We start from the raw sequence: 12,804 nt of genomic DNA, 5'->3' as shown, positions 1-12,804 counted from the left end.
AATCGTTTTCATAGCCCCGATAATAGTGAAAATCCTTTTATTTTTTTTCTTTAAAAAAATAAAAGATTGTAACGGATAGCGGGATTAGCTCCTAATCATTTTATTGTTTGAAAAAATCAGTTAGTATGTTGATATACAGTTTGATTCCTTCTGTTATTTCATGTATAAATATAAATTCGTTTGCGGAGTGTGACCGCAGGGTTTCACCAGGTCCTAGTTTCAATGATTTGCAACTCAAAACCGATTGATCTGAAAGGGTAGGCGAGCCGTAGGTGGTTCTTCCTAATGCGATTCCGGCCTGCACCAATCCATGAGAAATAGGAATGGAAGAAGCGTTTAAATGCATGGATCTTGGATTAATTTCTGCAGCAACATTTGCTCTTACGGTATCTAGAATTTCTTGATTGCTGTAACAATCATTTACCCTGATATCTACAACCAAATGACATTCTGCTGGAACAACATTGTGTTGTTTTCCGGCATTAATTTGGGTTACGGTCATTTTAACAGGACCTAAAATCTCTGAAATTTTTTCGAAATTATAGCTGTTAAACCACTCGATTACGGGAATTGTTTTGTAAATGGAATTATCAAGATTTTGATGTGCGGCATGACTGGCGGTACCTTTTACGATGACATCGAGAACTAATAAACCTTTTTCGGCTATGGCCAATTGCATTAAAGTGGGTTCGCCCACAATGGCACAATCTAGTTCAGGCAAATGCTTTAAAACACTGTTTAAGCCGTTTTTTCCACTGCTTTCCTCTTCGGCTGAGGCTACCATTACCAAATTATAAGGTAAATTTTCATGTGAATAAAAATTAACAAAAGTGGCTAAAAGAGAAACCAAACATCCGCCAGCATCATTGCTACCTAAACCAAATAATTTACCCTCTTTTTCAATGGCTTGAAAAGGATCATTGGTATAGCCTTGATTTGGGTTTACCGTGTCGTGGTGAGAATTCAATAGTAGCGTAGGCTTTGTCGCATCAAAATGTTTGTTGAAAGCCCAAACATTATTGTTCTCGCGTTTAAAAGGTATGTTATTTTGTGTAAACCAATTTTCGATCAAAAGTGCTGTTTGATCTTCTTCACTTGAAAATGAAGGTGTTTCAATTAGTGCCTTTAATAGCGCAATGGCTTCTTGCGTCAGGATTTCTATGTTTTTCATACTTATTTTAGCCACAGATTAACCGATTTTTTAAAATTGAAAAGAAATTTTTTCAAAATCGGTGAGACTTGTGTTTCACTTTTATAATTTGATATTTGTACAAATAGCCGTTGCATCTTTCAACATGCGGTGATGCCCTATTTTTATTTTTTTAACTCCTTTGTTTAAACTATTAAAACAGTTGTCTAGTTTGGGAATCATTCCAGAATGTATGGCTTTTTCTGCTTTTAATTTTGCATATAATTCGGGATTCATGTTTTCAATAACTGAAGCATCATCTTCGGCATCGAATAGAACTCCTGGTTTTTCAAAACAGTAATTCAAAGTTACCTCAAAAACTTCTGATAAAGCGATTGCTAGTTCGCTAGCAATCGTGTCTGCGTTTGTGTTTAATAATTGTCCGCTACCATCGTGTGTGATGGCGCAAAATACAGGTACTAGATTGTTTAAAAGTAATGTTTCTAGTAAGGGTGTATTTACTTTGTTGACATCACCTACAAAACCATAATTTATTGTGGGGTGATTTCGTTTGTGTGATTGAATTAAATTCCCGTCAGCTCCAGAAAAACCGATTGCATTGGTGGAATTGGCTTGTAATTGTGCTACAATATTTTTGTTGATTTGGCCAGCATAAATCATGACTGCTACTTCTAGCATGGCGGCATCAGTAATGCGTCTTCCATCAATCATTTGTGGAACTAAACCCATATTTTCGGCTAATTTTGTAGCTGATTTCCCGCCACCATGAACGAGTAGTTTGTAGCCTTCGATCTTAGAAAAATCTGTTAAAAAATGAGCCAATTCCCTCGGGTTATCAATGATATTTCCACCAATTTTTATTATCGTTATCGGTTTTTTATTTTCCATTTTAAAAAAGGTTCTGAGGTTCTCAGATACAATGGTTCTGAGGACTTAGTGCCTTAGAACCGTTGCATCTCAATGCCTTATTTTTTCAATATTTTTTGAAGCACTAATTGTGCCGCGAAGGTTCTATTATTGGCTTGTTCAATCACAATTGAGTTAGGGCCGTCAATTACTTCATCTGATACGATCATATTACGCCTTACGGGCAAACAATGCATAAATTTAGCATCGTTAGTTAATTTCATTTTATCAGCTGTGACCGTCCAGTTTGGATCAGAATTTGTAATTTGTCCGTATTCAATATAGTTACTCCAATTTTTGGCATAAATAAAATCAGCGTTTTCAAATGCTTTGTCTTGATTGTATTCAATTTTTGAATCTTTCGTAATTTCAGGATTCAATTCATACCCTTTTGGATGAGTGATTACAAAATCCATATTTTTTTGTAACTGCATCATTTCTACAAAAGAATTGGCGACAGCTTGAGGTAATGCTTTAGGATGTGGAGCCCATGTTAAAACCACTTTGGGTCGGTGCTTGGGTTTAAATTCTTCAATGGTAATAGCATCAGCCAGCGCTTGTAATGGATGTCCTGTGGCGCTCTCCATGTTGATAATAGGAACAGTTGCATATTTTATAAAACTAGACAGTACTATTTCGGCATTGTCTTTTTCTTTATCAACTAATCCAGCAAATGCTCTTATAGCAATGACATCACAATATTGAGAAACAACTGCGGCTGCTTCTTTAATATGCTCTGAGGCTCCCGAGTTCATTACAGCACCTTCTTCAAATTCTAGGGTCCAACCTTCATTGGTAAAGTTCATTACCATGACATTCATTCCTAAATTTAAGGCTGCTTTTTGCGTACTCAATCTTGTTCTTAAACTAGAATTGAAAAACAATAATCCTAGTGTTTTGTTTTTACCTAACTTTTGATTTTTGAGGGGTTTTTTCTTGATTTTTAAGGCTTTTTTAACCCACGTTTCAAGTGTATCTATGTTATTGACAGCGTTGTAATTCATGATTTTGTATTTTAATAAGTCATACTAATTACTATAATAACAACTTCATTTTTAGTTGTTTAAGTTCTATTACAAATAGCATTACTTTATGTTATTGAATCTCTACTAAAGCTTCTTTTAAAGCCTTTATAAAAAGGTCTATTGCTGGTTTTGTTATTGTTAAAGGAGGTAAAATTCGCAGTAAGTTTTTGTTATTTGCATTTCCGGTAAAAATATGTTTGTCGATAATCATTTTTTTACGAAGTGTACTTACGTCAAAATCAAATTCTACGCCTAGCATTAATCCTCTTCCTTTAACTTGAATTACTTCAGGGATTTGTTTGATTGCTTCCAGAAAATAGGCGTAAACGTCGTTCACATTATCCATTAATTGTTGCTTTTCCATGATGTCCAAAACTGCAATTCCGGCTGCACACGCTAGATGGTTTCCTCCAAAAGTAGTTCCTAATAATCCGTAACTAGCTGTGAATTTTGGAGAAATCATAATCCCACCTATAGGAAAACCGTTCCCCATTCCCTTTGCCAAACAAATGATATCGGCTTTAATATCATGATGTTGGTGTGCAAAAAACTTTCCGCTTCTTCCGTATCCGGATTGTACTTCGTCTAGGATTAAAACAACATTATACGCTTCGCATATTTTTTCTAAATCCTGAAAAAATGCTGTAGTACCTTGATCTAAGCCGCCCACTCCTTGAATACCTTCAATTATTACCGAAGAAACATCGCCTTTTTTGAGTTCGTTTTCAACCAATTCAATGTTGTTCAAGGGTAAAAAAGTAACAATTTGCTGTGCATTGATTGGTGCCACAATTTTTTTATTGTCAGTCACTGCAACTGCCGCCGAAGTCCTTCCATGAAAGGAATTCTCAAAAGCAATTACTCGCGATTTATGGTTGTGAAACGAGGCTAATTTCAAAGCGTTTTCATTGGCTTCGGCTCCAGAACTACACAAGAATAAGGTGTAGTCCTCTAATCCTGAAAGCTTCCCTAACTTTTGGGCTAATTCAACTTGCAGTGGATTCTGAATTGCATTTGAATAGAAACTGATGTTGTCTAACTGTTTTTTTAAGGCAGTAACATAATCTGGTTGGGTGTGTCCAATGGAAATTACGCCATGACCGCCGTATAAATCTAAATATTCCACTCCGTTTTCGTCAGTAATAGTGCAATCTAGCGCCTTTACTGGAGTGATGCTGTATAATGGGTAAACGTCAAATAAGTTCATTTTCTTTTTTTTTGTTTAAATAGTTTAAGGTTTCAAGTTTCAAGTTACGTGAGCAACCTGAAACTTGAAACTTGAAACAAATTTTTAAAATCCGGATGGTTTCAAATGCAATCCTGTGGTTTCATCTAATCCAAACATTAAATTCATGTTTTGTATGGCTTGTCCTGAAGCTCCTTTTGTTAAATTATCGATTACTGAAGTTATCAATAACCGGTTTCCTTTTTTCATTAAACTAATAATGCATTTATTGGTTTGCACCACTTGTTTCATGTTGATTCCTGTGGTAGTAACCGTAACAAAAGGTTGGTCTTGGTAATAAGTCTCATATTTTGAAACTATATCTTCTAGACTTTCTTCGATTGTTGTGTATAATGTGGCGAATATTCCTCTGGCAAAATCACCTCTGTTGGGTACAAAGATCAATTCGTTTGTATAATCTGCTTGCAATTCATTGACGCTTTGATTTATTTCGCCTAGATGTTGGTGCTCAAAAGCTTTGTAATGTGACATATTGTTTGATCTCCAGCTAAAATGCGTTGTTTCTGAAGGGGTAACTCCGGCTCCTGTACTTCCGGTTGTGGCATTGATATGAACATCAGTTGTGAGTATTCCGGCTTTCGCCAAAGGCAATAATGCCAGTTGAATTGCTGTTGCAAAACAACCTGGATTAGCTATAAATTGAGCGTTTTTAATGGCTGATTTGTTCAATTCAGGTAAACCATAAACAAAAGACTTTTCATTAAATTCTTTGTCTTTTGTCAATCTGAAATCATTGCCTAAATCGATGATTTTGGCATGACTAGCAAATTGATTTTGTTCTAAAAATGATTTTGATTTTCCATGACCTAAACACAAGAAAACCACATTCACATTTGGATTCACGGTATCGGTAAAATTCATTTTAATATCGCCGAGTAAATCATGGTGCGCCACAGAAAGCGGCTTTCCAGCATTTGTTGTACTGAAAACAAAATCAATGGTTGCGTGAGGATGAAACATTAGAATTCTAATTAATTCTCCTGCTGTATATCCTGATCCACCTATTATACCGATAGTAATCATAATTTTTATTTTTTCGAATTATTTATTGTCACAGATTTTACTGATCTCCACAGATTTGATATTGCATTTTTTTATGTTTCTAAAAAAGCACTATTTTTCTCTTTAGCCCCGATTGAAGTGAAAATCCTTTTCCTTTTTTTCAAAAAGGAAAAGATTGTAGCGTAAAGCGGGACGATGTTTCTGGAAATGCAAAATATTTCTGCTCCTAAAAAATCACTATTTATTACTCGTATGTTTCCTTATTTACTGATGAAAATATGTTTTGAGCATTTCCAAGAATTTTGATAAAACCTTTGGCATCATCAGAGGTCCATGCATTGTTCATTTCTCCGTATTGTCCAAAACTCGTATTCATTAAATCATTTTCAGATTCGATTCCGTCAAGCGAAAAATGATAGGGTTTTAGTGTGACGGTCACTTTTCCGTTTACAGTGTGTTGGGTGTCTTGCAGAAAAGTTTCGATATTTCTCATCACGGGGTCGAGAAATTGTCCTTCATGAAACAGCATTCCGTACCAGTTGCCGAGTTGTTCTTTCCAGTATTGCTGCCATTTTCCAAGTGTGTGTTTCTCTAATAAATGATGTGCTTTGATGATAATTAAAGGTGCAGCGGCCTCAAAACCTACTCTTCCTTTAATCCCAATAATGGTGTCACCTACGTGAATGTCTCTACCTATTGCGTAGGCATTAGCCAGTTTTTCAAGAGAAACTATATTAGCTGATGGTTTGTCTTTTATACCATTTACAGCAATTAATTCCCCTTTTGAAAATTCTAATGTTACTTTTTCTGCGCCCTCTTTTACCAATTGAGAAGGATAAGCTTCGCTAGGTAGCGCTTGATGTGATGTTAAAGTTTCTTTTCCGCCCACACTTGTTCCCCACAATCCTTTATTAATGGAATATTGTGCTTTTTCCCAAGAATATGAAACTCCGTTTTTAGCTAAATAATCAACTTCTTCCTGTCTGGATAATTTCAAATCTCGAATAGGAGTGATGATTTCAATTTCGGGAGCGATAGTTTGGAAAATTAAGTCAAAACGAATTTGGTCATTTCCAGCCCCAGTACTTCCATGAGCGATGGCACTAGCGCCAACAGATTTTGCATATTTTATCGCTTCTATGGCTTGAAAAACACGTTCAGCACTTACAGAAAGTGGATAAGTATTGTTTTTTAATACATTTCCAAAAATTAAATACTTGATGGCTTTATCATAATATTTATCTACAATTGTCAGGTTGGTGTGCTTTGCACTTCCAAGTTCATACGCTCTTGTTGTTATACTTTCTAATTCTTCAGCGGTAAATCCACCGGTATCTACAAGGACTGTGTGAACTTCAAAACCTTTTTCGTTTTTTAAATATTTCAGGCAGTAGGAAGTATCAAGACCTCCACTATATGCTAATACAACTTTTTTCATTTTTTTGTTTTTCCTCCCCCCGACCCCCTCCGAAGGAGGGGGAGCCAATAGTGGCAAAAGGGAATATTATTTTATGTAACTTTTTTATCTTGGTCGCCTTCTCTTTGAAGTATTGAGTCCAATACTGGCAAAAGGGAATATTATTTTATGTGACTTTTTTTCTATCTCTTGGCTCATTTCCCTTTTTAACTCCTGAGGATTCGGGAGGTGAGGGAATTTATTGATCTAAAAATACCGCTTGTTTTATTTTCTTCAAACGGTTCCAAATCCGGACATTGAAAGGATGTTTTGGTGGGTCTTTTGGTTTTTCATTTGGATCATATAGCATGCCGGTACACAAGCACATTTTGTTGTCTTTGCTTTTTAGTATTTCATAATTGGTACAGGTTTGACAGCCTTTCCAAAAGCTTGGATCATTTGTAAGTTCAGAAAAAGGAACTGGTTTGTATCCCAAATCAGAATTTATTTTCATTACTGCTAAGCCTGTTGTAATCCCAAAAACCTTTGCTTCAGGATATTTTTTTAGCGAGTAATCAAACACAAACGACTTTATTTTTTTTGCCAAACCAAGATTTCTGTAATCCGGATGAACAATTAAGCCTGAATGTGCTACAAACTTGCTATGTTGCCAACTCTCGATATAACAAAAACCTGCAAATTTCCCGTTGTCAAGTGCAATAACGGCGTCTTGAGTCTCCATTTTTTTCTGGATATATTCAGGCGTTCTTTTAGCAATACCAGTACCTCTTAAAAGTGCTGATAATTCTATTGTTTCGCATATTTCTTTAGCATATTTATAATGCGCTTCCTGAGTTGTGACAATGGAAATATTCATTTCAAAAGTAGAATTTGGATGTTATATAATGATGTTTGAATAAAAGCTAAAACGTGTTTCATACAATGTAAATTTGTACTAAAACCTAATAAATAAGTACAGCGCATTGGTTTACAGTTGAATACGGTAAATACGATGAAAAATAAAGGATATAATAATCCAATAGAGTTTGATAATGTCAAAACAAAAAAAATGAAAGTATGAATAAATGAGAAACAGCTCTAGGAAACTATAGTTATAGTGTCCGTACCTCGGGTGAAGCGGTTAGCATGTTTGTCCGTGACAAAGAAGTAGTATGTACGATATTTATATTCACAGCTGCAAAAATACATTTTTTTTTGAATTACAACTATATAATTTTTATTTGTAACAAATTATAAAGCTATTGTGTTATTTAAAAAAAAAAACTCCTAGAACGCAATGCTCTAGGAGTTTTGATAATGAAAGATTTATAAAGGTTAATTTCTGAATCTATTTTGAGTAATGATGCTTTTAATTTTTGCTTTTAGATCTTGACCAGTATCATAAATCATTTGTTCGCTGTTTGGAAACATAACTGGTTTTCTGTCAAAATAGCTAAAATAGTTATCGTCTGAAGCGCGTCTGTCTCCGTTGCAAGTTGCGTAGATGTTTTCGAAAACAAACTCACTGGTTATAGGAAATGTTTGTATGAGTTGATTGGTTTTGAAATTAACGTAATCTATTTTAGCTGTGACTTGAGAAGATTTAGATTGTCTAAATTCGTAAATTCTGGCAGTTACTGTTTTTAAATTGTCAACCATAATCACTTTTCCTTTATCATCTAGTACTTCTTTGCCATTGGTATCAATTAGTTTTTTTACACCGTCTTTTATCACACGTTCTTTTACAAATTCACGCTCTTTAACTTGTTCTGGCGAAATAAAGATATCTCTAAAGTTGATGACCATTCCGTAGTCATAAACAATACTTTTTTGTTTGTTGTTGTGATAAACTGTCCAAGCATCATTTAGTCCAAATGTGCTAAAATCAAGTAAATCATTTTGCAAACGAGCAGGAATTATCATGTTTGTCTCATTCTTTGTTGTAACCAATACAAAATCACAGCCTTTAAATTTTGCTTCATCCATCAATCGTAAAACATCTTTATAGTTTGGATTGATCTGGTTGAGATAATTCAAATCATTAAATGCTTTTCTAAAGTTCATTTTATCATTTGATACCATTAATTTCTTGGCATTTGCGTATAAATAAGCAGTTAGTGCATTTTTACTGCTTACAATTTTATCGCTATAATCATCAAAGGGAAAGATGGCATTTCTGCCTTCCTTTAATAATTTTAAGGGTAAAATTGGTTTTATATTTTCCTGTCTTTGATTTAATTGCACGTAGGTGTTATAAATTTTCTCTAACTGAGCAGGATTATTTTCTTTTGTCCACAAGTTAATATAGTTAAGATCTCTATCTTTAGCTTTGGCGAAAGCCTCTTCAAGGAGATAAACGTAATCTTGTTTTCCTTTTTTATCCTTGTTACTTCTTAAACTTGAAATAGCATTATCTATTGCTTGATCATAATTACCTGAGCTTAGTGCATTTTGGGTTTGCTTTACTCCACAGGAGGAAATAAAAATAAATAAGATAAATAGAGTAGTAATTTTTTTCATAAGCGTTAATTTTAGAGGTGGAATGTTGAACAATAGTTTTTGATAGCAGTGAAAAGAATATTTCAAAAATCTAAATTCAAATATAATGCCAAAAAAAACCTAACAAAAATAGTATAATTGTTAGGTTTCAAAAGGTAATTTTATATAATTTTTATTTTCGTACAAAAGGAGGTAATAGCTTGCTTGAAACTTCTCCAAAACCAATACGTACATGACCGTTTTTGCAAAAGCCTTTCATGATAACTGTATCATTATCATTTATAAATTTACGCTCTGTGTTGTCGCTCATTTTTATTGGGTTTTTTCCACCCCAAGTAAGTTCAAGCATAGAACCAAAACTATCTTCAGTAGGTCCTGATATCGTTCCTGATCCCATCATATCTCCAGAGTTTACTCTACATCCATTTGAGGTGTGGTGCGTTAATTGTTGACTCATTGTCCAATACATGTATTTAAAATTGGACTTAGAAACTACAGTAGCCTCACTATTTTCAGGTTGAATGGCTACTTCTAAGTTAATGTCAAAGGAGTGTTTTCCTTTTTGTTGTAAATACGGCAGTGGCGTAGGCTCTTGTTTAGGGCCTTTTGTTCTAAAAGGTTCCAGTGCATCCATAGTAACGATCCATGGTGAAATTGAAGAGGCAAAATTTTTAGCTAAAAATGGCCCTAGCGGAACGTATTCCCATTTTTGTATATCACGAGCACTCCAGTCATTTAATAACACCATCCCAAAAATATAATCTTCGGCTTCGGTCACAGGAATATTTTCACCCATTATATTGACGTCAGTGGTGATAAACGCAGTTTCGAGTTCAAAATCAACAGAACGGGACGGACCAAAAACTGGACTTGTTTCTCCGTTAGGTAATGTTTGACCCATGGGTCTGTGAACAGGAATTCCAGAGGGTACTATTGACGAGCTTCTTCCATGATAACCTACTGGGATATGAAGCCAGTTAGGTAATAACGCGTTTTCAGGATCACGAAACATTTTTCCAACATTTGTTGCATGCTCTTTACTCGAATAAAAATCGGTGTAATCACCAATTAAAACGGGTAATTGCATTTCAACATCTTCCATTCTAAAGATTACAATATCTCGGTCTTTGGTATTGTTTTGTAGTTTGGTATTGTTAGTATCAAAGAGTTCAGCAATGCGGTTTCTTACCAGTCTCCATGTTTTTTTTCCATCTGATATGAAGTCATTCAGCGTATCCTGCATAAACATATCATCAGTAAGTTCAATACCTTCAAAATAATTGAGTTGTTGTAGTGCACCTAAATCAATGGCGTAATCGCCTATTCTTGTTCCTACAGTTACAATATTTTCTTTTGTTAGAAAAACTCCGAAGGGTATATTTTGAATGGGGAAGTCACTGTTTTCAGGCACTTCTAACCATGATTTTCTATTAGTATCGTTTGCTGTTATTGGCATATGATGTTAATTATTTTGTTAAAAAATTACTCATCAAATATATTATAATCTAAGTATTAACCAAACGTTTTTTTGTATTTTTGCTATAAATTAACGAAAATCAAAAAAATGCAACGCGACGAACAAATTTTTGACCTTATTCTAGAAGAACAAGAAAGACAAATTCACGGATTAGAACTAATAGCATCAGAGAACTTTGTAAGTGACGAAGTGATGGAAGCAGCAGGATCTGTATTAACTAATAAATATGCCGAAGGATATCCTGGCAAAAGATACTACGGAGGTTGCGAAGTAGTTGATGTTGTAGAGCAAATTGCTATAGATAGAGCCAAAGAGCTTTTTGGTGCGGCTTACGCCAATGTGCAACCGCACTCTGGCTCCCAAGCTAACACAGCAGTTTACCATGCTTGTATAAAGCCAGGTGATAAAATATTAGGATTTGATTTGGCTCATGGCGGACACCTTACACACGGTTCACCTGTAAATTTTTCTGGACGATTATACACTCCTTCTTTTTATGGTGTAGATCCAGAAACGGGTTTACTAGATTATGATAAAATTCAAGAAATTGCAACTAAAGAACAACCAAAATTGATTATCGCTGGAGCATCTGCTTACTCACGTGATATGGATTTTGAGCGTTTTAGAGTAATTGCTGATAGCGTAGGGGCTATTTTATTAGCTGATATTTCTCATCCTGCTGGGCTTATTGCAAAAGGTTTGATGAATGATCCTTTACCTCATTGCCATATTGTTACTACAACCACTCATAAAACATTGCGTGGACCACGTGGAGGATTAATTTTGATGGGGAAAGATTTTGAAAATCCGTTTGGTTTAACTACTCCAAAAGGTGAAATTAGAATGATGTCATCTTTGCTTGATTTAGCTGTATTTCCTGGTAATCAAGGCGGACCTTTGATGCATATCATTGCTGCAAAAGCGGTTGCTTTTGGAGAAGCATTACAAGACGAATTTTTTACCTATGCATTACAATTACAAAAAAATGCTAAAGCTATGGCCGAAGCTTTTGTAAAACGTGGTTACCAAATTATTTCTGGTGGTACTGATAATCACATGATGTTGATTGATTTAAGAAATAAAAATATTTCTGGTAAAGAGGCTGAAAATGCTTTGGTTAAAGCTGAAATTACAGTGAATAAAAATATGGTTCCATTTGATGATAAATCACCATTTGTTACTTCTGGTATTCGTGTGGGAACTGCGGCAATTACAACCCGAGGTCTTGTAGAGGCTGATATGGAAACTATCGTGGATTTAATTGATAGAGTGATTGTAGATCATACTAATGAAGCTGTGATAGAGGCTGTGGCCAATGAAGTAAATGAAATGATGAGCGAAAGAGCTATTTTCGTTTATTAATTAATTGTTTAAAGTTTCAGGTTTAAAGTTTAAAGTTTTGTGTTTACGGAATGGTATCACAAAATTTTAAACTTTTTTAGTTCTAGGTAAAACTTGAAACTTGAAACTAATTTTAAAACTTGAAAATAATTTAAAATGGGTGTATTACGATTACAATTGCCTACAGATCCCAGATGGGTCAATATTGTTGAGAAAAATATTGAAGAAATCTTAACGGATCATGCTTGGTGCGAGCAAAAAGCAGCTACAAATGCCATTACAATTATTACGAACAATTCTGAACATCAGGACTTAGTTAAAGATTTATTGGCTCTAGCCAAAGAAGAAATTGATCATTTTGAGCAAGTGCATAATATCATCATTAAACGAGGCTTAAAATTGGGCAGAGAGCGAAAAGACGACTATGTAAATGAGCTATACCTGTACATGAAAAAAAGTAATAACGGCAGTAGAGTATCCAGTTTAGTGGAACGTTTGCTTTTTTCAGCAATGATTGAAGCCAGAAGTTGTGAGCGATTTAAAGTTTTATCCGAAAACATTAAGGATCCAGAATTAGCTTTATTCTACAGAGAATTAATGGAAAGTGAAGCAGGTCATTATACCACTTTTATAACCTATGCACGTAAATACGGCGAAGGAATTGATGTTGAAAAACGTTGGAGAGAGTGGTTAGAATTTGAAGAGTCGGTTATTGCAAAATATGGCAACAGCGAAACCATTCATGGTTAATAGTGTATTCAT

General features: G+C 34.7%; 11 protein-coding genes. 2 read left to right on the top strand and 9 right to left on the bottom strand.

Annotation, left to right across the window (positions count from 1 at the left end; translation table 11 throughout):
* Positions 1-100: 100 nt before the first annotated feature.
* From FJV36_RS11135 to fahA, 9 genes are all read right to left on the bottom strand, one after another.
* Positions 101-1,171: a M20 family metallo-hydrolase gene (locus FJV36_RS11135; RefSeq protein ID WP_158729930.1), complete on the bottom strand. Its 1,071-nt coding sequence runs from the start codon at positions 1,169-1,171 to the stop codon at positions 101-103.
* A gap of 81 nt (positions 1,172-1,252) precedes the next feature.
* Positions 1,253-2,038 carry an acetylglutamate kinase gene (gene argB / locus FJV36_RS11130; protein ID WP_158729929.1) on the bottom strand — a complete coding sequence of 262 codons (786 nt, stop codon included), beginning with the start codon at positions 2,036-2,038 and terminating at the stop codon, positions 1,253-1,255.
* 77 nt (positions 2,039-2,115) lie between these two features.
* Positions 2,116-3,060, bottom strand: a complete 945-nt coding sequence (locus FJV36_RS11125) for an N-acetylornithine carbamoyltransferase (RefSeq protein WP_158729928.1) — start codon at positions 3,058-3,060, stop codon at positions 2,116-2,118.
* 91 nt (positions 3,061-3,151) lie between these two features.
* Positions 3,152-4,288, bottom strand: a complete 1,137-nt coding sequence (locus tag FJV36_RS11120) for an aspartate aminotransferase family protein (protein WP_158729927.1) — start codon at positions 4,286-4,288, stop codon at positions 3,152-3,154.
* A gap of 84 nt (positions 4,289-4,372) precedes the next feature.
* Positions 4,373-5,350, bottom strand: coding sequence for an N-acetyl-gamma-glutamyl-phosphate reductase (gene argC / locus FJV36_RS11115; RefSeq protein ID WP_158729926.1), 978 nt, complete (start codon positions 5,348-5,350; stop codon positions 4,373-4,375).
* A gap of 223 nt (positions 5,351-5,573) precedes the next feature.
* Positions 5,574-6,767 (bottom strand): argininosuccinate synthase, encoded by a 1,194-nt coding sequence (locus FJV36_RS11110; RefSeq protein WP_158729925.1) that lies wholly within the window; start codon positions 6,765-6,767, stop codon positions 5,574-5,576.
* Between the two features lie 217 nt (positions 6,768-6,984).
* On the bottom strand, positions 6,985-7,602 hold the full coding sequence (locus FJV36_RS11105; RefSeq protein WP_158729924.1) for a GNAT family N-acetyltransferase: 618 nt from the start codon (positions 7,600-7,602) through the stop codon (positions 6,985-6,987).
* Positions 7,603-8,060: 458 nt separating this feature from the next.
* Positions 8,061-9,245 carry a hypothetical protein gene (locus tag FJV36_RS11100; protein ID WP_158729923.1) on the bottom strand — a complete coding sequence of 395 codons (1,185 nt, stop codon included), beginning with the start codon at positions 9,243-9,245 and terminating at the stop codon, positions 8,061-8,063.
* Positions 9,246-9,396: 151 nt separating this feature from the next.
* Complete coding sequence (gene fahA, locus FJV36_RS11095; RefSeq protein WP_158729922.1) at positions 9,397-10,680, bottom strand: fumarylacetoacetase; 1,284 nt, start codon at positions 10,678-10,680, stop codon at positions 9,397-9,399.
* 108 nt (positions 10,681-10,788) lie between these two features.
* Here fahA and glyA point away from each other — a divergent pair, with 108 nt between their 5' ends.
* Positions 10,789-12,063 carry a serine hydroxymethyltransferase gene (gene glyA, locus FJV36_RS11090; protein ID WP_158729921.1) on the top strand — a complete coding sequence of 425 codons (1,275 nt, stop codon included), beginning with the start codon at positions 10,789-10,791 and terminating at the stop codon, positions 12,061-12,063.
* A gap of 135 nt (positions 12,064-12,198) precedes the next feature.
* Positions 12,199-12,792 (top strand): tRNA-(ms[2]io[6]A)-hydroxylase, encoded by a 594-nt coding sequence (locus FJV36_RS11085; protein ID WP_158729920.1) that lies wholly within the window; start codon positions 12,199-12,201, stop codon positions 12,790-12,792.
* The last annotated feature ends 12 nt before the right edge of the window (positions 12,793-12,804 follow it).

This window comes from Flavobacterium sp. I-STPP5a (assembly GCF_009764685.1).
GTDB lineage: Bacteria > Bacteroidota > Bacteroidia > Flavobacteriales > Flavobacteriaceae > Flavobacterium.
This window is presented reverse-complemented; position numbering and strand designations above follow the sequence as displayed.

What these genes read in the sequence shown, in the direction of transcription:
- FJV36_RS11135 (WP_158729930.1), bottom strand. Translation starts at nt 1,171, where the DNA reads ATGAAAAACATAGAAATCCTGACGCAAGAAGCCATTGCGCTATTAAAG.
- argB (WP_158729929.1), bottom strand. Translation starts at nt 2,038, where the DNA reads ATGGAAAATAAAAAACCGATAACGATAATAAAAATTGGTGGAAATATC.
- FJV36_RS11125 (WP_158729928.1), bottom strand. Translation starts at nt 3,060, where the DNA reads ATGAATTACAACGCTGTCAATAACATAGATACACTTGAAACGTGGGTT.
- FJV36_RS11120 (WP_158729927.1), bottom strand. Translation starts at nt 4,288, where the DNA reads ATGAACTTATTTGACGTTTACCCATTATACAGCATCACTCCAGTAAAG.
- argC (WP_158729926.1), bottom strand. Translation starts at nt 5,350, where the DNA reads ATGATTACTATCGGTATAATAGGTGGATCAGGATATACAGCAGGAGAA.
- FJV36_RS11110 (WP_158729925.1), bottom strand. Translation starts at nt 6,767, where the DNA reads ATGAAAAAAGTTGTATTAGCATATAGTGGAGGTCTTGATACTTCCTAC.
- FJV36_RS11105 (WP_158729924.1), bottom strand. Translation starts at nt 7,602, where the DNA reads ATGAATATTTCCATTGTCACAACTCAGGAAGCGCATTATAAATATGCT.
- FJV36_RS11100 (WP_158729923.1), bottom strand. Translation starts at nt 9,245, where the DNA reads ATGAAAAAAATTACTACTCTATTTATCTTATTTATTTTTATTTCCTCC.
- fahA (WP_158729922.1), bottom strand. Translation starts at nt 10,680, where the DNA reads ATGCCAATAACAGCAAACGATACTAATAGAAAATCATGGTTAGAAGTG.
- glyA (WP_158729921.1), top strand. Translation starts at nt 10,789, where the DNA reads ATGCAACGCGACGAACAAATTTTTGACCTTATTCTAGAAGAACAAGAA.
- FJV36_RS11085 (WP_158729920.1), top strand. Translation starts at nt 12,199, where the DNA reads ATGGGTGTATTACGATTACAATTGCCTACAGATCCCAGATGGGTCAAT.